A 20,514-nucleotide genomic window follows, 5' to 3' on the forward strand; every position below is an offset into this window, starting at 1 on the left:
AGGTAATTACAATAGACATAGTACTTGACCAATTTAGTCGGGTATTCGGTTTTATCAATGGCAAGTATCAATTTTTATCACGTGATAATACTTGACTATTTTGGTCTGGTAATTAAAATTTGCACACCTTAGCGTGCAGTAACATCGGGGGCTCCATGAAGTTAACATCAAAAGGCAGATACGCAGTAACCGCCATGTTGGATGTTGCACTCCATACAAATGTGGGTGCAGTGCCCCTTGCCGATATTTCTGAGCGACAAGAAATTTCGTTGTCTTACCTCGAACAATTATTCGCCCGTTTACGTAAAAATGGCCTTGTGACTTCTGTGCGTGGCCCAGGTGGTGGATATTTATTAGGACGTGGCGCGAATGAAATTTCTGTTGGCGATGTTATCAATGCCGTTGATGAGTCTGTTGATGCAACTCGCTGCCATGGTGCAACGGGTGGCTGCCAAAGTGGCATGCGCTGTTTGACTCATACATTGTGGTCAGATTTAAGCGCGCGTATCGAAGATTTTTTAAATAGTATTACCCTTGCTGAATTGGTAGAAAAATCAGATGTGAAAGAAGTCGCATCGCGCCAAGATAACAGCATCAACACTGCAATTAAGCAACTGGAAAACATTCAAGTAAGCTGTCAACTGTAGCTTGACGAAAGCGGAGAGAGAAATGAAGTTACCGATTTATTTAGATTACGCAGCAACCACGCCTGTTGATGAACGTGTGGCAAAAGAAATGATGCAATGCCTGACTATGGACGGTAATTTTGGTAATCCTGCATCACGCTCACACCGTTTTGGTTGGCAAGCAGAAGAAGCGGTTGATCAAGCGCGTACAGACATTGCTGATCTGATTAACGCTGATCCACGTGAAATTGTTTTCACTTCAGGTGCTACAGAATCAAATAACCTCGCCATTAAAGGTGCTGCACAGTTCTATAAAAAGAAAGGCAAGCACGTCATCACGGTTAAAACAGAGCACAAAGCAGTGCTTGATACATGTCGTGAATTAGAGCGTCAAGGTTTCGAAGTAACCTATATGGACGTTGAAGAAAACGGTTTACTTGACCTTAAAAAGCTTGAAGCCGCTATGCGTGATGACACGGTACTTGTTAGTGTCATGCACGTTAACAACGAGCTAGGTGTTATCCAAGATATCGCGACCATCGGCGAAATGTGCCGTGAGCGCAAAATTATGTTCCACGTTGATGCGGCACAAAGTGCAGGTAAAGTACTTATCGACGTGCAACAGTTAAAAGTTGATTTTATGTCGTTCTCTGGCCACAAAGTCTATGGCCCGAAAGGTGTTGGCGCATTGTATGTTCGTCGTAAGCCACGTGCTCGTTTAGAAGCACAAATGCACGGTGGTGGTCATGAGCGTGGTATGCGTTCAGGCACACTGGCTACTCACCAATTAGTGGGTATGGGTGCGGCATTTAGAATCGCAAAAGAAGATTTCGAAAAAGACCATGCACATATCAGCGCACTTCGTAAGCGTTTGGTTGATGGCATTATGGCTGATATGGACGAAGTTTACTTTAATGGTGAACCAAGTCAGTCAGTTCCGGGTATTGTAAACATCAGCTTCAACTTTGTTGAAGGTGAGTCGTTATTAATGGCTGTTAAAGACATTGCTGTTTCATCAGGTTCAGCCTGTACCTCAGCAAGCTTAGAGCCTTCTTATGTACTACGTGCGTTAGGCCGTAACGACGAATTAGCACACAGCTCAATTCGTTTCAGCATTGGCCGCTTTACGACTGAAGAAGAGATTGATTATACCGTCGAACTAATCAAAAACTCGATTGGCCGTTTACGTGAGATGTCTCCTTTATGGGAAATGCATCAAGAAGGTATTGATTTAGATTCAGTTGAGTGGGCGCATCACTAATCAGTGATCGCCGCCGCTAGCAGGTAGTGAGGATAGTATTATGGCTTATAGTGATAAAGTAATCGATCATGTTGAAAATCCACGTAACGTGGGTTCTTTAGACAAAAATGATCCATCTGTTGCAACAGGTATGGTGGGTGCACCTGCGTGTGGTGACGTAATGAAATTGCAAATTAAAGTATCACCAGAAGGTGTTATTGAAGATGCAAAATTTAAAACATATGGTTGTGGTAGCGCAATCGCCTCTTCTTCACTTGTAACAGAGTGGGTGAAAGGTAAAACATTAGACGAAGCTTCAACAATCAAAAACACTGATATCAGTGCAGAGCTTGAATTACCACCAGTGAAAATTCACTGTTCAATTTTAGCAGAAGACGCGATTCAAGCAGCGATTGCTGATTACAAAAGCAAACAAGCGAAGTAAGAGATAAATTCATGGCAGTGACATTGACAGATGCGGCAGCAAACCGCGTAGAATCATTTTTAGCAAATCGCGGTAAAGGCATTGGCCTTCGCGTAGGCATTAAAACGACGGGCTGTTCAGGTCTTGCTTATGTTCTTGAATTTGTTGATGAGTTAGCAGATGGCGACGAAGTTTTTGAATGTCGCGGTGTGAAAGTAATCGTTGATGCAAAAAGCTTAGTGTACATAGACGGCACTGAACTTGATTACACTAAAGAAGGTTTGAACGAAGGGTTTAAGTTTAATAACCCGAATCAGGCCGATGAGTGTGGTTGCGGCGAAAGCTTTACCGTTTAAGCTAGCACGTTTTCCTTGCTTGAAGCCCTACCTGTGTAGGGCTTTGTTCTTTTTCTGTTTACCGAGTTGGATTATGTAATGCGTTACTTTGAGTTATTTGCGATTCCAGTAGACTATAACATTGATTTAGCGACTATTAATAAACACTACCTCGAGCTGCAACGTGCAGTTCATCCAGATCGTCATGCCAGTGCTAGTAGCCGCGACAAACTACTTGCTGTGCAAAACGCGGCTGAAATCAATGATGCATTACAAACGTTAAAACACCCGGTAAAGCGTGCTGAATACATGCTTAGTGAGTTGGGCGTTGATATTCGTGCTGAACAACAAACATTACAAGATCCGCTATTCTTAATGCAGCAAATGGAGCTTCGAGAAGAGCTTGAAGAGCTTGAAAATGCCGCAGATCCTGATGCAGCAATTGCCCAGTTTGAAACGCAAATTAAACAGTTAGACACGCAATACAGCAACGAACTGGCTGATCAGCTAGCAAGCAATGATGAACAGCAATGGCAGGCAGCGGCGGATAATATTCGTAAGTTAAAGTTTGTTTATAAGCTACGCGAAGAACTTGAGCGAATTGAAGACAGTTTATTTGATGATTAATCGTTAGTTGTAACTTAACAGCTATTTAAGAGTTTAAAAGAGCATTATGGCATTATTGCAAATTGCTGAGCCGGGGCAAAGCGCGGCACCACATGAGCACAAATTGGCAGTGGGTATTGACCTAGGTACAACAAATTCACTTGTTGCGACTGTCCAAAGTGGCGAAGCTCGCACACTAACAGACCTTGCAGGTAATGCAATGCTGCCGTCGGTTGTTCAGTACCAAGCAGACAGCATATTAGTGGGTGAACAAGCGGCTGCAGCGGCTACACAAGACCCAGCAAATACACTCATTTCAGTGAAGCGCTTCTTAGGCAAAACACAAACCGAAATTGAGCAAAGTTACGGTCAATTACCGTATCAGTTTTGTGAACATAATGGCTCACTTGCCATTAGCACTGTTGCTGGCGCAATCAGCCCGGTGTCGGCATCAAGTGAAATATTAAAAACCTTAAAACAACGTGCTGAAGAAAGCTTTGCCGGCCAAGATATTATGGGCGCCGTGATCACTGTGCCAGCGTACTTTGATGATGCACAGCGTCAAAGCACTAAAGACGCAGCTGAACTTGCGGGTATTAATGTTTTACGCTTACTCAACGAGCCAACAGCGGCGGCAGTAGCCTATGGCCTAGACTCAGGTCAAGAAGGCATTATTGCCGTTTATGACTTGGGCGGCGGTACTTTCGATATCTCTATTTTACGCCTGCATCAAGGGGTATTCGAAGTCATGGCGACAGGCGGTGATTCGAGCCTAGGTGGTGACGATTTCGACTCATTACTGGTTGACTACTTTAAGCAGCAAACGGGTGTTAACGAGTTATCGGCATCGGTTTTACGTTTATTCATCAATAAAGCAAAAGCCTGTAAAGAAGCATTAAGCCAATACCAAACAGTGAACGTTGGTTTAGAGTTTGATGGCCAAAGCTACACAGTTGAAGTAACGCGCGAAACCTTTGATGAATTGGCGCTAGGACTTGTAAAGAAAACGCTTCGTTCGTGCCGACGTGCGGTAAAAGATGCCGGCATCGAAAACCAAGAAGTACTGCAAGTTGTTATGGTGGGTGGGTCTACCCGCATGCCGATTGTACGCTCTCAAGTTGCGGCATTTTTTGATAAAGAACCACTGACCTCAATTGACCCCGATCGTGTTGTGGCCCTTGGTGCTGCACTGCAAGCAGATGTGTTAGTGGGTAATAAGCCTGATTCTGACATGTTATTGCTCGATGTACTACCACTTTCGCTTGGTCTTGAAACCATGGGCGGTTTGGTCGAGAAAATCATTCCACGTAACACCACAATCCCGGTGGCACGTGCACAAGAGTTCACCACCTTTAAAGATGGTCAAACGGCGATGTCATTACACGTGCTGCAAGGCGAGCGTGAATTAGTAGATGATTGTCGATCGCTGGCTAAATTTAGCTTAAAGGGCATTCCGGCTATGGCGGCAGGTGCTGCGCATATTCGTGTTACTTTTAAAGTTGATGCCGATGGTCTATTGAGCGTATCAGCAATGGAAAAATCAACCGGTGTGCAAGCTGAAATACAGGTAAAACCTTCATTTGGCTTATCGGATGATCAAGTTGCTAATATGCTGAAAGAGTCGATGACAAATGCCAAAGACGACATGGAAGCGCGAATGCTCAAAGAGCAGCAAGTTGAAGCATTACGTGTTGTTGAAGCACTTGAAGCTTCACTTGCAACCGATAGCCAATTGCTTGATGAACAAGAATTAAGTGTGTTAAAAGCAGAAATTGCTAAACTTATTGCGGTACGCGAAAGTGCCACAACACCGGCAGAAATTAAAGCAGCGATTGAAGCTGTAGATAATGCAAGTAGCGAGTTTGCTGCGCGTAGAATGGACGCATCAATTAAAAAAGCGCTGCAAGGGCAGTCAGTAGACGAAGTTTAACGAGGTAAGGTATGCCACAAATTATTTTTCTTCCACACGAAGAGTTATGCCCAGAAGGCGCAGCAATTGAAGCACCTGCAGGCGAAACTGTATTAGATGTTGCGCTTAAAAATGGCATTAGCATCCCACATGCCTGTGAAAAATCATGCGCGTGTACGACATGTCATTTAATTATTCGCGAAGGGTTTGACTCTTTAGACGAAAGTGATGAGCTAGAAGACGACATGTTAGATAAAGCATGGGGACTTGAACCAGAGTCACGTCTTGGTTGCCAAGCAATCATTAAAGATGAAGATCTTGTGGTTGAAATTCCAAAGTATAATCTCAATATCGTTAATGAAGAGCATTAATTCTTAACGGCTTTGAATACCTAAAAACCGCTGTAGTTGCTTGGTCTCTACAGCGGTTTTTTGTTTTTTAGCTGTCAGATAGTAGATTTCAGATGATAGTCGTCAGATTTCTGATTTCTAGTGTCTTTAACTTGGAGGTTCTATGTCTGATTTGGTTTTTTCTGATTCATTTATCGACGGTGACTTTTATTCTACAAGCCAGCGTTTTAGTGTCGATAATCCCGCAACCGCAGAGGCGATTACCCATGTCTCTAATATTGATAAAGCCGGGGTTGAACTGGCTATAAAAAGTGCCGACGAAGCCTTTAGCAAACTAAAGCAAACAACGGCGACTGAGCGCAGTGAAACGTTGCGACGTTGGTACGACTTAGTCATTGAGCATAAACAACAACTTGCTGAGTTAATGACCAAAGAGCAAGGTAAACCTTTAAAAGAAGCATTGGGTGAAGTGGAGTACGGCGCCGGGTTTATTAAATGGTTTAGCGAAGAAGCCAAACGCAGTTACGGCGATAGTATTCCTGCGACGGATAGTCAGCATCGTTTATCAACAATAAAACAGCCCGTGGGTGTGGTGGCAGGTATTACACCGTGGAATTTCCCGATTGCCATGATCACGCGTAAAGTTGCCCCCGCATATGCGGCAGGCTGTAGCTTTGTTATTAAACCTTCTGAGCATACGCCATTGTGTGCAATTGCACTTGCATATCTCGCTGATAAAGCCGGTTTCGTGAAAGGTGCCTTAAATGTGGTGGTATCTGAAAACGCAAAAATGGTCGGCGAAATCATGACAGAGTCTGAGCGCGTACGTAAATTTACTTTCACAGGTTCAACTGGGGTCGGTAAGCAATTACTCGCTCAGTGTGCTTCTACAATTAAGAACACATCGATGGAGCTCGGTGGTAATGCTCCCTTTATTATTTTTGAAAATGCCAATTTAGATGACGCCGTTACAGGGCTCATGGGCGCGAAGTTTAGAAACGCAGGGCAAACCTGTGTCGCCGCAAACCGTATTTTTGTAGAGCGCTCAGTGCTTGAAACCGTACTTGAAAAACTCACTGACAAAGTAGCAGAGTTAAAGGTAGGCAATGGTCTTGATGAAGGGGTGGATATTGGCCCATTAATTTACCCAAAAGCAAAAGAGAAAGTACAAAGCTTAGTCGAAGATGCGGTGAACAAAGGGGCTTCTTTAATTGGCGATAATAAGGAGCTTGAGGGCAGTTTTCAAGCGCCACTCATTTTGACTGATGTCACCCCAGAGATGGATATTTACCATGATGAAGTGTTTGGTCCTGTAATCAGCATTATTGCCTTTGATAACGAACAAGAACTACTGAAACTTGCCAATGATGTGCCTTATGGCTTAGCTGCTTATTTTTACAGTGACAACATCAAACAGATTTATCGCGTAAGTGAAGCACTTGAATACGGCATGATAGGCATCAACGAAGGGCTTATCTCAAACCCAGTTGCCCCATTTGGTGGTGTGAAACAGTCGGGCCTGGGTCGTGAAGGTGGTCATCAAGGCTTAGATGAGTATCTAGAAGAGAAGTATCTTTGTATGAAGATTTAAAAGCCGCTTTAACCTCTGCGCGCGAAATCAATTTAACGCCTACAACAAACCGTAGGCGTTATGTTTGCATGGCGCATTTAGGCAGCAACATCTCTTTTAAAATTCGCGGCTAAAGCCCCTCCTACAAAAAGCAACTCATACAAAAGATGCACATCACACACGTAGGAGGCGTTTTAACGCCGAAAAGCAAACCTTTTCGGTGGCATTAAGCACCCCTCTCGGTTTAGCTCGCATCTCGCACCTCGCTTCTCGAAGCTTATTTATCTCGCATCTCGTTGCTTACAACCTCTTCGCGCGAAATAAATTTCACGCCTACATTAAACCGTAGGCGTTATGCTTGCATGGCGCGTTTGCGCAGCAACACCTTTATAAGATTCACGGCTAAAGCCACTCCTACAAGTGACATACATCACACACGTAGGAGGCGTTTTAACGCCGAAAAAGCAAACCTGTTCAGTGGTATTAAACAACCTTCTCGATTTAGCTGTATTAGCTCGCACCTCGCTTCTCGAAGCTTATAACCCTTTCGCGGCTAAAGCCCCTCCTACAAAAGATGCACACGACACACGTAGGAGGCGTTTTAACGCCGAAAAGCAAACCTATTAACTGGCATTAAACAACCTTCTCAGTATAACTGTATTAGCTCGCATCTCGCTTTTCGTAACTCGTTGCTTATAACCCTTTCGCGGCTAAAGCCACTCATACAAAAGATGCACACGATACACGTAGGAGGCGTTTTAACGCCGAAAAGCAAACCTATTAACTGGCATTAAACAGCCATCTCGATTTAGCTCGCACCTCGCACCTCGTAACTTACAACCTCTTCGCGCGAAATAAATTTAACGCCTACAACAAACCGTAGGCGTTATGCTTGCATGGCGTGTTTGCGCAGCAACATCTCTTTTATAAAACCACGGCTAAAGCCCCTCCTACAAAAGATGCACATCACACACGTAGGAGGCGTTTTAACGCCGAAAAAGCAAACCTGTTCAGTGGTATTAAACAACCTTCTCGATTTAGCTGTATTAGCTCGCATCTCGCACCTCGCTTCTCGAAGCTTATAACCCTTTCACGGCTAAAGCCACTCATACAAAAGATGCACACGATACACGTAGGAGGCGTTTTAACGCCGAAAAGCAAACCTATTAACTGGCATTAAGCACCCCTCTCGGTTTAGCTCGCACCTCGCAACTCGTATCTCGAAGCTTATTTATCTCGCATCTCGCACCTCGTTGCTTACAACCTCTTCGCGCGAAATAAATTTCACGCCTACAACAAACCGTAGGCGTTATGCTTGCATGGCGCGTTTGCGCAGCAACATCTATTTAATAAAATTAGCGTTAAAACGCTTCCTACGATGAAGCTACCCGCTTATTTTTAATAAAATGATAGCGCTGTCATTTTAGTTTTTATATGATAGGTATGAATAATAAACAAAAATGACAAATATTACGGAATAAATACCGTAAACTCAGGGCTTAAACGAGGAGAAAGTAATGGATTTTAAGAGGTCAATACTCGCCGCGATACTGGTAGCATCACCTGTAGTCGCACATGCGACACTGACGCAATCACAGGTTAATCACTTTGCTAAAGACACTGAATTACTATTTTCGGTAGAAGATAATTTCCGTAATAAAGACGCGGGTTTCTTAGGTCAAATTACGCTTAATAATCGCTCTGACGTGGCTTTGCCTGCGGGTGAAAGTGATTGGCAGCTTTATATTCACTCTGTTCGTAAAATTTCGACCGAACATGTCGCAGGCTTAAATATTGAACATGTTAATGGTGACTTACACCGTATAGTACCAACGAGCAGCTTTAAAGGGTTAGCAGCGGGTGAAAGCCTAGAACTGCCTTTTGATGCACAAGTATGGGTTGTTGCTTACAGCGATTTTATGCCGCGTGCATTTTTTGTTTCAGGAAAAAATAAGCCAGCGGTATTTGCAAATACAGATACCGAAGACTTTAAACAATTTGTAATGCCGTTTACGCGCGATAACCAATTATACCGCTATAACGAGCCGAAAGATTTATCTGTGCTTGCAACGCCTAAAGTACGCTTTGAAAGAAACAATGCCGATAACGTTGCTGTAAGTAAAGAAGAAGCACTAAAACGCATTATTCCAAAACCACGCAAAGTTGACTTTAACCGGGGTACAACAACCATCAATAATGATTGGCAAATTAGTTATCAAGGTCAGCTCAAGCACGAAGTAATGGTGTTTATGCAAGACTTACAAGATGACTATGGTATTAGCCTTAAAGCGCAGCCTGACCATATTAACCTTGGTAAAGAGAAACTTATTCGTCTTAAAGTCGACCCTGCACTGAATGCCGGTAAAGCTGAAAGCTACACCCTCGAAATTGATGATGAAGTCATTAACATCGTCGGCAGTGATAATGCAGGTGTGTTTTATGCGATGCAAAGTGTGCTTAATTTGATGCCAGCAGCAACCCAAGGCTCAGCAAGCTTACCTCAGCTTGAATTAGAAGACTCACCTCGCTATGGCTGGCGTGGTATGCATTACGATAATGGCCGTAACTTTCACGGTAAAGAAGCCATGTTTAAGCTCGTTGAGCAAATGGCGCGCTATAAAATGAATAAGCTACATTGGCATTTTTCTGAAGATGAAGGCTGGCGACTCGAAATACCTGGCCTACCGGAGCTTACCGAGGTAGGTGGATACCGTTGTTTTGATTTAGAAGAGCGCACCTGTTTATTAACGCAGCTAGGTACGGGACCATTTAAAACAGGTTCGGGCAATGGTTACTTAAAACGCGAAGAATTTGTTGAACTGTTAAAATACGCAAAAGATCGCCATATTCAGATCATCCCTGAAGTAGAGGGACCCGGGCATGCGCGTGCATCAATAAAAGCGATGGAGGCACGTTATCATAATATGCTCGAACAAGCCGAAAAAGCAGCTAAAAACAATATAAAAACTGGCTCGGCCAAGCAAGAAATACAACAAGTGGATATGGGTCCTGCAACACAGTATCTACTGACCGATCCGAAAGATACCTCAGTGTATATGACGGTACAAAATTACAAAGATAATTCGATGAATGTCTGTATGGATTCAACCTATGCATTTTTAGATAAAGTAACGTATGAATTACAACAAATGTACCGCGAAGCGGGCGTACAGCTGAAAAACCTACACATTGGTGGTGATGAAGTGGGGGCTGGTTCATGGATTGGCTCACCTGTTTGTCAGGCGTTATTTGCCGAGCCGAGTAATGGCGTGTCGGGCCCCGCTGATCTTAAACCATATTTCACGCAACGCGTCGCGACACTATTAGAAAAGCGTGGTATTTCCCCGGGAATTTGGGAAGACGGCATCATGTATGACCGTGAGAATTCATTTAAACGTGATGAATTCCCAAATAAAACCTTTACGGTTAATACATGGGATAATATTTGGGAGTGGGGCGTTGCAGACAGAGCATATCGGTTAGCAAATGCCGGCTACCAAGTGGTGTTATCACATGGTACGCACTTATATTTCGATCATCCCTATGAAGCCAGCCCAGAAGAGCGTGGTTATTATTGGGCAACCCGTTACACCGATACTAAAAAAACCTTTAACTACATGCCAGACGATGTATACGCGAACGCAGACTATACCCGTACTCGCGAGCCAATTGTTAATTTAGAAGCCTTGGTTGGTCGCCCGTTACCTAAGCTTGAGAAACCTGAAAATATTCTGGGTATGCAAGGTCAGGTGTGGTCTGAAACTATCCGCACTGAAGATCAGGTGTTAGCGATGATTTTTCCGCGTATTTTGTCAGTTGCAGAACGTGCGTGGCACAAAGCTGAGTGGGAAGGTGAAAATGTCGATACCAAAAAGCAAGCGAAAGACTGGGCTGAATTCTCAAGCGCTGTGGGTTTAAAAGAGCTCGAAAAGCTGGCCCAAGATGGTATCAATTTGCATTTACCTGTGCCGGGAGCTGTTATTGAAAATGGGACGTTAAAAGCCAACACAGCGTTTAACTATTTAAGCATTGAATACAGCCTAGATAATGGAAAAAATTGGCAGCTTTATGCTGATCCGATCAGTGTTGAAAATGATGCGAATGTAGCCTTGCGTAGCCGTTTAAATTCGCAGCAAACAAGCCGAATAACCTATGTAAATTAATAGATTACAAGCAAACTAAAAGGGCCTTTGGCCCTTTTTTATTATCTTGCTTTTAACGAAAGGCATCGTATTATGACTACAATTTGATGTCAGTTTAATGGCAGCGCTGTCATTTTTGTTGCGTTAGTGTTATAAATATTTCATCAAACGTATTTATAATCATCTTGAACAAATAGCGTTGATAAATTGAGTCAATGCTATGAATGGGAATTACCATGTCAGAAACGAATAAACAAAGCAGCCTAATACCTATGGCTATCGTTGCCACGCTGTTTTTTATCTTAGGCTTTGCTACTTGGTTAAATGGCTCTTTAATGCCTTTCCTGCAGCAAGTTTTGCAGCTTTCGCCGTTTCAGGCGTCGTTGATTATTTTCTCGTTTTATATCGCGGTAACATTCACTGCGATTCCATCAGCGATGATTATTCGTAAGGTGGGTTACAAAAATGGTATGGCCCTTGGCATGGCAACCATGATGGTTGCAGGGTTGTTATTTATTCCTGCTGCAAAAACACAAGTGTTTGCACTGTTTTTATTTGCGCAACTCGTTATGGGCGCGGGTCAAACATTACTACAAACAGCGGTGAACCCGTATGTGGTAAGAATTGGTCCCGAGGAATCAGCCGCAGCCCGCGTAAGTGTTATGGGTATTTTAAATAAAGGTGCAGGGGTTGTAGCCCCGATTGTGTTTACCGCACTCATATTGAGTGATTTTAAAGGGTTTGTTGGTAAAGAGCTCAGCCAAGCTGACATCGATGCCATGGCCAATGGCTTAATATTACCGTATTTAGGGATGGCACTTTTTATTGGTATACTTGGCTTCGCAGTGACCAAAATGCCGTTACCGGAACTAATTGATGATGCTGATGAACAGCAGCCTGGGCAAGTTAAAAAAGCATTGGCACATCCGAGCCTTGCGTTAGGGATTGTGGCGTTGTTTGTGTATGTGGCTGTCGAGGTAATTGCTGGTGACACCATTGGTAGCTTTGCTCTGTCATTGGGTGTTGAGCAATACAGTGTGATGACATCATACACCATGGGTTGTATGGTACTTGGTTACTTTTTAGGTATCTTATTGATTCCACGTGTGTTGTCTCAGCAGGCAGCACTGACTATTTCAGCGCTGTTAGGCTGTGTGTTAACGCTTGCAATAGTAACAGGCAGTAATGAATCGGTCTTTATTTCTACATTGCTTGGCCTAAAATCGGTACTTCCTGATACCTTATTGCTGATTGCTGTGCTAGGCTTTGCCAATGCAATTGTTTGGCCAGCAGTTTGGCCGCTAGCGCTTTCGGGCTTAGGTAAGCTTACCAGTGTGGGATCGGGCTTGCTTGTTATGGGTATTGCCGGCGGTGCATTTGGTCCGTTATTTTGGGGCCTGGCAAGTGGCGGCGTTAAAAGTGCCGAGGCGCAACAAATGGCTTATATTGTGATGTTGCCTTGTTATTTATTCATACTTTTCTATGCTGTGAAAGGGCATAAAATGAAAAGTTGGAAGTAATTAAAAAGCGTGAGGTAAAGACGAGTAAATCGTCGGCCTTGCACTTGATGTAAAGCATTTCTAGTAAATAGAAATAATCCCGTGTGTAATGCCACCGAAAGGTGGCATTTTTTTGTCTTATTTAAACCGTTGGCGTTATGCTTGCATCGCGCGTTTGCGCAGCAACTTACCTTTAAAAATTCACGGCTAAAGCCCTTCCTACAAAAAATGCACACGACACACGTAGGAGGCGTTTTAACGCCGAAAAGCAAACCTGTTCAGCAACATTAAACAACCATCTCGGTTTAGCTCGCATCTCGCTTCTCGTACTTCGTAGCTTAAAACCCTTTCACGGCTAAAGCCCTTCCTACAAAAGATGCACACGACACTCGTGGGAGGCGTTTTAACGCCGAAAAAGCAAACCTATTCAGCAATAAACAACCACCTCGATTTAGCTGTGCTAGCTCGTATCTCGCTTTTCGATGCTCGTTACTTATAACCCTTTCGCGGCTAAAGCCCTTCCTAGAAAAGATGCACACGACACACGTAGGAGGCGTTTTAACGCCGAAAAGCAAACCTGTTCAGCAACATTAAACACCCACCTCGATTTAGCTCGCACCTCGCTGCTCGTACTTCGTAGCTTAAAACCCTTTCACGGCTAAAGCCTTCCTACAAAAAATGCACACGACACACGTAGGAGGCGTTTTAACGCCGAAAAAGCAAACCTGTTCAGCAACATTAAACAACCATCTCGGTTTAGCTGTACTAGCTCGTATCTCGCTTTTCGATGCTCGTTACTTATAACCCTTTCGCGGCTAAAGCCCCTCCTACAAAAGATGCACATCACACACGTAGGAGGCGTTTTAACGCCGAAAAGCAAACCTGTTCAGCAACATTAAACACCCACCTCGATTTAGCTCGCACCTCGCTGCTCGTACTTCGTTGCTTAAAACCCTTTCACGGCTAAAGCCCTTCCTACAAAAAATGCACACGACACACGTAGGGGGCTTTTTAACGCTGAAAAGCAAACCTGTTCAGCAACATTAAACAACCATCTCGGTTTAGCTCGCATCTCGCTGCTCGTACTTCGTAGCTTAAAACCCTTTCACGGCTAAAGCCCCTCCTACAAAAGATGCACACGACACACGTGGGGGGCTTTTTAACGCTGAAAAGCAAACCTGTTCAGCAACATTAAACAACCATCTCGGTTTAGCTGTGCTAGCTCGTATCTCGCTTTTCGATGCTCGTTACTTATAACCCTTTCACGGCTAAAGCCCTTCCTACAAAAGATGCACACGACACTCGTGGGAGGCGTTTTAACGCCGAAAAAGCAAACCTATTCAGCGACATTAAACAACCACCTCGATTTAGCTCGTAACTCGCACCCCGCATCTAGTACCTCGTTGCTTATAACCTCTTCACGACTAAAGCCCCTCCTACAAAAGATGCACACGACCCACGTAGGAGGCGTTTTAACGCCGAAAAGCAAACCTGTTCAGCAACATTAAACACCCACCTCGATTTAGCTCGCACCTCGCTGCTCGTACTTCGTAGCTTAAAACCCTTTCACGGCTAAAGCCCTTCCTACAAAAAATGCACACGACACACGTAGGAGGCGTTTTAACGCCGAAAAGCAAACCTATTCAGCGACATTAAACACCCACCTCGGTTTAGCTGTACTAGCTCGTATCTCGCTTTTCGATGCTCGTTGCTTATAACCTCTTCGCGCGAAATAAATTTCACGCCTACATTAAACCGTAGGCGTTATGCTTGCATGGCGCGTTTGCGCAGCAACTTTTTAAATAGCTTTATGGTTAAAAATAAGCAAGGTGAAATGTATAAGATGTGCTGAATAAAAACAGAGAGTTAAAAACAAAGGCTAAAAATTGAAATAAAATAATGCTAGGGTAACTAAGCTAAGAACAAATCTATAAAGGAACAACAAAAGAAATACAAAAGGGGGGGAGTGGGGCGACTGATGGGGCTTGAACCCACGACAACCGGAATCACAATCCGGGGCTCTACCAACTGAGCTACAGCCGCCACTGAGATACACCATGTTTGGTGTGGCGCGCATATTACATAATTAACGTGGGCTTGTGAACCCCTAAATATAAAAAAAAGATAAAAAAGTTGAAAGAGTAAGAAATTTCAGAAACTTAACACTGGTCAGCTGGCGTTCAGTTTCGGGGGCTAGACTCTCGCTTTTGCAATTAAGCAATCACTCATTGATTAATCTGCATGTTATTTAATGATTTTTTAACCAAAGATCATATATAATTTCAACAGCGTTACGCTAAAAATGAACTTCAGGAGAGAACATGGATACAATAATGAACTGGATCAATGAGAATTCAGATTTAATAATACATTACGCCGTTCAGGCTGTTCTGGCGCTAATTATCTTCTTTATTGGTAGCCGCATCGCCAAATTCTGCGAAGGGTTAACTGAAAAAGCATTTGATAAGAAAAAAGTAGATAAAGCGGTAGGTTCATTTGTAGCGAGCATTGTTTATGCAATCGTTTTTGCTGCAACAATCTTAATGGCTCTATCTCAACTAGGTATCGAGACAACATCATTCATTGCTATCTTAGGTGCTGCGGGCTTAGCTGTTGGTTTAGCACTTCAGGGTTCATTATCTAACTTTGCTTCTGGCGTATTAATTATTTTACTTCGTCCGTTCAAATCAGGTGACTATGTTGAAGCTGGCGGTAAAGCGGGTACGGTTAAGAAAATTGAAATTTTCTCTACAGAAATGCGCACACCAGACAACAAAGTAATTGTAATGCCTAACTCAAAAATCATGGGCGATGCAATTGTTAACTATTCACGTGAGTCTACACGTCGTATCGACTTAGTAATTGGTGTTGGTTACGACGCTGATCTTAAAGAAGCAAAAGCAGTGCTTAAGTCAGTACTAGACAAAGAAACACGTTTATTAAAAGATCCTGCATACACAGTAGCTGTATCTGAACTTGCCGATTCAAGCGTAAACTTTGTGGTTCGTCCATGGGTTAACTCTGCTGACTATTGGCCAACATATTTCGACTTAATGGAAAACATTAAGATTGCACTTGATGATGCAAACATCACTATTCCATTCCCGCAAATGGACGTTCATTTGCACAAAGAAGACTAAATTGTCTAATTAAAAGTAGTAAAGGTTATTTTTTAATGAAATTAAAAGCTTTATCAATTCTAGTTGCAGCATCTGCTGCAACTAGCGCATTCGCAGCCGATGAAACGAAAACGTGGGACGTTACGAGTGAGTTAGGTGCCATCATAACCAGCGGTAATACAGAAACAACCACTCTAAAAGGTGGCATAAAGGTATTACATAACCTTGAGAGCTGGAATAACGAATATAAGCTTGATGGTCTTTATAAAGAAGACGAGATCGAAAATGATGCCGGTGTTAAAGAAACACAACGTACTAACGAAAAGTACTCTTTTTCTGCACAGGGTAACTACAAGCTAAACGAAAAGCACTCACACCTATTCATTTACGGTTCGCACGTATCTGATTACTTTGGTGCTTACCGTAATGAGACCGTAGTTTCAGCGGGTTATGGTTTACGACTAATCGACCGTTCTGATATGTGGTTAAATGCAGAAGTGGGTCCAGGTTATAAATACTTCCAATACCCAGATACAAGCACAGAAGTTGACGAAAACGGTAACTCACTTGCGGGTGAACGCGAAGGTGAAGTAATTGCGTTAGGTAAACTTGACTACAATTGGCAAATTTCAGACAGTGCGCGTTTCACTCAGCTCGTTTCTGTGGAATACGGTGATACCAACACCAAAACACGTTCTGAATCAGCCATTCTTGCCAAAATTAATGGTTCACTGCAAATGAAAGTGGCGTACAACATTACTCACAACTCTGATGTCGCTGACGACAAAGAAAATACAGATACTGAAACGTCATTAACGTTGGTTTACAGTTTTTAACTAAATAAACCGGAATATTGATGTTTTTATGACAGAAAGGGACGAAAGTCCCTTTTTTATTTTTTGTCATTTCAGGTAGAATAGACAATCTTTTTGACTGTAGAACTATGGAAATCCCTACTTGTGATGTTATTTAAAAGACTCTTTATTACTTTTTTGCTATTAACTTCTGCATCAGTATTGGCATTTACCCCTACAGCAGCTCAAATTGAGCAATTTAAAAAGCTTCCTAAAGCTCAGCAAGAAGCGCTTGCTAAGCAATATGGTGTCGATTTATCCACCATAACAGGCAAAACCTCTAATAAAGAATCTGTTGAACAAGAGTCAACAATTCAACCTCGCTTTGAAAAAGAACAAGAAGAACTTACAGACGATGAACGTTTTGCGCCGAAAGTCGATGAAGTAAAACCTTTTGGTTATGACCTATTTGCTGGTGAGCCAACCACATTTATGCCCAGCGAAAATGCCGCAGTCCCAGATACTTATCTAATTGGCCGTGGTGATGAGCTTACTATTAACTTTTATGGTAAAGAAAGTGAAAGCTACGATGTGATGGTTGATCGTGAAGGCCGTATAAGTATCCCAAATCTTAGCCCAGTCCAAGTTGCAGGGCTTACATTTGCAGAAGTAAAAGAGCTCATTAAAGCCAAAGTTGAACAGGAAGTTATTGGCATTAAAGCGTTTGTATCGGTCGGTAAACTACGTAGTATTCGTATTTTAGTGTTAGGTGAAGCTTATAAACCGGGTAGTTACAGTGTGTCATCACTGACTACAGTATCGCATGCTTTGTTTGTGAGCGGCGGGGTGTCAGAAATAGCCTCATTACGAAACATACAAGTTAAACGTGCCGGTAAAGTTGTTGCGAATTTTGACTTGTACGATCTGCTTATTAAGGGTGATAGCAGTAACGATATTATATTAAAGCCAGGTGATGTTGTTTTTATCCCGCCTGTTGGTTCGCAAGTTGCTGTTGAGGGACTTGTAAAACGCCCAGCAATTTTTGAGTTAAAAAAAGGCGAAACGGCAGAGCAGCTTTTAAAAATGGCTGGCGGTTTAAAGCCACAAGCATATGCTAAAAAAGCGTTGGTTGAGCGCTTTAACAATCACAACATGAAAGAAGTATTATCTGTTGATTTTAGCTCAAATAAAATTAGCTATATTCCGCGTGATGGTGACCGTATTCGTTTTAACCCTATCAGTTTACAGTATCAAAATAGTGTTAGCTTAATTGGTGCTGTTGCGCGTCCTGGTCATTACCAATGGCATCAAGGTAAACGCATTTCAGATATTTTCACTTCAGTGCGTGGCGACTTACTGCCACAGGCCGATCTTGGTTATGGCTTACTGGTACGTGAAATAAACGTTGCCGGTGATATTGAGGTTTTCCAATTTGATATTGCCCAAGCTATCGTGAAAGCTCAAGGTCATGATTTAGAGTTAAAAGCAAACGATAAACTGTTTGTTTTTAGCCGTTATCAAGAAAGAGAAGCTGAAGAAATTGCACTTGCAAATATGGCGTTAAGCGAAGAGCAACAGCAACAGCAATTTAAAGTGAAGCAATGGCACGAATATCAAAATAAAGAGTTTGAACGCTATATTGGTGTTTTAAAAGAAGAAGACCCTTTCAAGCTTGAGGAAGAAAAAGTACTCACCATCGCAGAAATATCGAAGCGTAAAGCAAAAGAAGAAGAGCAGGAGTTAGAACCTGAAGATTACGCAGTCTTTAGTCGCTATAACTTATTAAAACCAATTATAGCAAAGCTTAAACAGCAAGCCTCTGTTACAACAGCAATGCAACTTGTTGAAATTAATGGTCATGTTACGTACCCAGGCGTTTACCCGTTAACGGTTGGCAGCGAAGTAAACGAACTTATTGCAGCAGCCGGTGGCTTACTTGAGTCAGCTTATACAGAACAAGCTGAAATCACTCGGATTGTTGCGGGTGATGCGTCAAAAGTTGAACACATCAAGTTTGACCTACATGCAGCTATGCTAGGTGAAAAAGCTGAAAATAAAATATTGCGTAGTAAAGATAGTATTAATATTTTCTCTATTCCTAATTGGCAAGAAAACGTAAAAGTTGAGCTAAAAGGTGAAGTGAAGTTTCCTGGTGTATACACCATTCGACGTGGAGAAACCCTTACTAACCTGCTTGAAAGAGCTGGGGGTTTTTCTGACTTTGCAGAACCCGATGCTGCTATCTTTACTCGTGAGTCAATCCGAAAACAAGAACAACAACAGTTAGCAAAACTATCAGAAGACTTACGTCGAGACATTGCCACAAAAAGCTTTGAAAAATCCGTAAGTAGTAACACCCTTTCTTATGAAGAAATGAACAAGTTACTTATTGATTTGGCAAATGTTGAAGCTGTAGGACGTTTAGTTATTGATTTACCTCTTATTGCAGATAACAAACAAAAACTAGTTTTACAAAATGGCGACACGCTTTATGTCCCAAGCAAACGTGACTCAATAAGCGTTATTGGAGAAGTAAACTACGCGACTTCTCACTTGTTTAAACCCGGTATTGACGTTGAAGATTACATCAGCCTCAGTGGTGGTTTAAAAGAGCGTGCCGCTGATGATCGAATCTATATCATTAAAGCAAATGGTTCAGTAAAAATTCCAAATAGCGGCAGCTGGTTTGCAGTTAATGATTCACAGCTCTTAGAAGCGGGCGACACTATCGTTGTACCAATGAATGCTGATTACATGGACAACTTAACCTTGTGGAGCACCGCAACGCAGATTGTTTATCAGCTTGGTGTAGCCGTAGCAGCGATTAGTAGTATTTAAATTAAGCTCTTGTGCAGTTTGATATTTCACTGAAAGAAAAACATTAGGTAGCAATAGTGTGACAGAAAAAAAATTGAGCCCACGAGATGATGAGTATCTCAATATTAGTGAGTTTGTACTTATTATTTGGCAAGGTCGGTTGAAAGTATTGATAATAACAATCTTGTTTGCATTATCAGGAGTGCTAATTTCACTCCTATTACCAAATGTATATAAGTCATATGCAGTTTTAGCTCCTGCAGCTGATAATGATACAGCAAGTGGGTTATCAGCTTTAACAGGCCAATTTAGTGGTCTCGCTAGTTTTGCAGGTATTAACCTTAATGCCAATAAAGGCGGCGATAAGGTACAATTAGCTATTGAGATTATTAAGTCGAGGCAGTTTGCTAGTGAGTTTATTAATTCACATGAGCTTTTAGCTGATTTAATGGCAGCAGAGTCTTGGGATAGTGCCAGCAATAAAGTTTTATACAATGAGGATCTATACGATAAAGATACTCAAAAGTGGGTTCGTAAGGTTGAGTGGCCATTAAAAGCAAAACCATCAATGCAAGAAGCTTACAAAGAGTATACAAAAATTGTGTCTATAAATGTGTCAGAAGAAACAGGAATGATCACTCTTTCTGTAGAGCATTACTCCCCATATGTTGCTGAAAAGTGGGTTAGATGGCTAGTGCAAGATATCAATAAAAAAATGAAACAACGAGATCTTAGTAGCTCTGTTAAAAATATTGAATACCTTAAGCAACAGATCGAGCAAACGAATGTAGCTGACATGCGGGCGATCCTTTATAAACTCATTGAAGAGCAGAGTAAGACTATAATGTTTTCTGAAGTTAGAGATGAATATGTATTCAGGACTATTGATCCCGCTGTAATACCAGAAGAAAAGTTTAAGCCAAAAAGAGCATTGATCTGTATTTTTATGACTTTAATTGGCGGTGTAGTGGGAGTCGCACTCGTTTTCTTGAACTACATTCTTAGAAGAGGTAACTCAGTTTCCCCTAGACACTTTGAGGTTAAGTAATGTTATTTAACTATCCATACTTAACCAAATCACTT

14 protein-coding genes and 1 tRNA gene are annotated in these 20,514 nt (G+C 42.3%); 14 read left to right on the forward strand and 1 reads right to left on the reverse strand.

Annotated features, from left to right (window positions below; all coding sequences use genetic code 11):
• Positions 1–155 precede the first annotated feature (155 nt).
• From iscR to nagP, 10 genes are all read left to right on the forward strand, one after another.
• Positions 156–647 (forward strand): Fe-S cluster assembly transcriptional regulator IscR, encoded by a 492-nt coding sequence (gene iscR, locus BWD47_RS10130; RefSeq protein ID WP_036973294.1) that lies wholly within the window; start codon positions 156–158, stop codon positions 645–647.
• A 22-nt stretch (positions 648–669) separates the two neighbouring features.
• Positions 670–1,887: an IscS subfamily cysteine desulfurase gene (locus BWD47_RS10135; protein ID WP_036973293.1), complete on the forward strand. Its 1,218-nt coding sequence runs from the start codon at positions 670–672 to the stop codon at positions 1,885–1,887.
• Positions 1,888–1,927: 40 nt separating this feature from the next.
• Positions 1,928–2,311, forward strand: coding sequence for a Fe-S cluster assembly scaffold IscU (gene iscU / locus BWD47_RS10140; RefSeq protein ID WP_036973292.1), 384 nt, complete (start codon positions 1,928–1,930; stop codon positions 2,309–2,311).
• Between the two features lie 11 nt (positions 2,312–2,322).
• On the forward strand, positions 2,323–2,646 hold the full coding sequence (iscA, locus tag BWD47_RS10145; protein WP_036973291.1) for an iron-sulfur cluster assembly protein IscA: 324 nt from the start codon (positions 2,323–2,325) through the stop codon (positions 2,644–2,646).
• A gap of 78 nt (positions 2,647–2,724) precedes the next feature.
• Positions 2,725–3,252, forward strand: coding sequence for a co-chaperone HscB (gene hscB, locus BWD47_RS10150; protein ID WP_075593902.1), 528 nt, complete (start codon positions 2,725–2,727; stop codon positions 3,250–3,252).
• Between the two features lie 46 nt (positions 3,253–3,298).
• Positions 3,299–5,161, forward strand: coding sequence for a Fe-S protein assembly chaperone HscA (gene hscA / locus BWD47_RS10155; protein WP_036973289.1), 1,863 nt, complete (start codon positions 3,299–3,301; stop codon positions 5,159–5,161).
• An 11-nt stretch (positions 5,162–5,172) separates the two neighbouring features.
• Positions 5,173–5,511 carry an ISC system 2Fe-2S type ferredoxin gene (gene fdx / locus BWD47_RS10160; RefSeq protein WP_036973288.1) on the forward strand — a complete coding sequence of 113 codons (339 nt, stop codon included), beginning with the start codon at positions 5,173–5,175 and terminating at the stop codon, positions 5,509–5,511.
• Between the two features lie 142 nt (positions 5,512–5,653).
• Positions 5,654–7,081 carry an NAD-dependent succinate-semialdehyde dehydrogenase gene (locus tag BWD47_RS10165; protein ID WP_075593903.1) on the forward strand — a complete coding sequence of 476 codons (1,428 nt, stop codon included), beginning with the start codon at positions 5,654–5,656 and terminating at the stop codon, positions 7,079–7,081.
• Between the two features lie 1,496 nt (positions 7,082–8,577).
• Positions 8,578–11,223 (forward strand): family 20 glycosylhydrolase, encoded by a 2,646-nt coding sequence (locus BWD47_RS10170; RefSeq protein WP_075593904.1) that lies wholly within the window; start codon positions 8,578–8,580, stop codon positions 11,221–11,223.
• 215 nt (positions 11,224–11,438) lie between these two features.
• Positions 11,439–12,722 (forward strand): N-acetylglucosamine MFS transporter NagP, encoded by a 1,284-nt coding sequence (gene nagP, locus BWD47_RS10175; protein WP_371915643.1) that lies wholly within the window; start codon positions 11,439–11,441, stop codon positions 12,720–12,722.
• Positions 12,723–14,668: 1,946 nt separating this feature from the next.
• On the opposite strand, the gene BWD47_RS10180 is transcribed toward nagP, so the two are convergent.
• Positions 14,669–14,744, reverse strand: a tRNA-His gene (locus BWD47_RS10180).
• A gap of 278 nt (positions 14,745–15,022) precedes the next feature.
• Here BWD47_RS10180 and BWD47_RS10185 point away from each other — a divergent pair.
• The 4 genes from BWD47_RS10185 to BWD47_RS10200 all read left to right on the forward strand — a co-directional run bounded on the left by BWD47_RS10185 (position 15,023) and on the right by BWD47_RS10200 (position 20,479).
• Positions 15,023–15,841, forward strand: a complete 819-nt coding sequence (locus tag BWD47_RS10185; protein ID WP_036973285.1) for a mechanosensitive ion channel family protein — start codon at positions 15,023–15,025, stop codon at positions 15,839–15,841.
• A gap of 35 nt (positions 15,842–15,876) precedes the next feature.
• A complete protein-coding gene (locus BWD47_RS10190) occupies positions 15,877–16,656 on the forward strand; it encodes a YdiY family protein (protein ID WP_036973284.1) in 780 nt (259 codons plus the stop codon).
• A 126-nt stretch (positions 16,657–16,782) separates the two neighbouring features.
• Complete coding sequence (locus BWD47_RS10195; protein WP_143474488.1) at positions 16,783–19,452, forward strand: SLBB domain-containing protein; 2,670 nt, start codon at positions 16,783–16,785, stop codon at positions 19,450–19,452.
• A gap of 58 nt (positions 19,453–19,510) precedes the next feature.
• A complete protein-coding gene (locus BWD47_RS10200; RefSeq protein WP_075593906.1) occupies positions 19,511–20,479 on the forward strand; it encodes a Wzz/FepE/Etk N-terminal domain-containing protein in 969 nt (322 codons plus the stop codon).
• The last annotated feature ends 35 nt before the right edge of the window (positions 20,480–20,514 follow it).

It is taken from the genome of Pseudoalteromonas sp. PAB 2.2 (genome assembly GCF_001938575.1).
GTDB classification, from domain to species: domain Bacteria; phylum Pseudomonadota; class Gammaproteobacteria; order Enterobacterales; family Alteromonadaceae; genus Pseudoalteromonas; species Pseudoalteromonas lipolytica.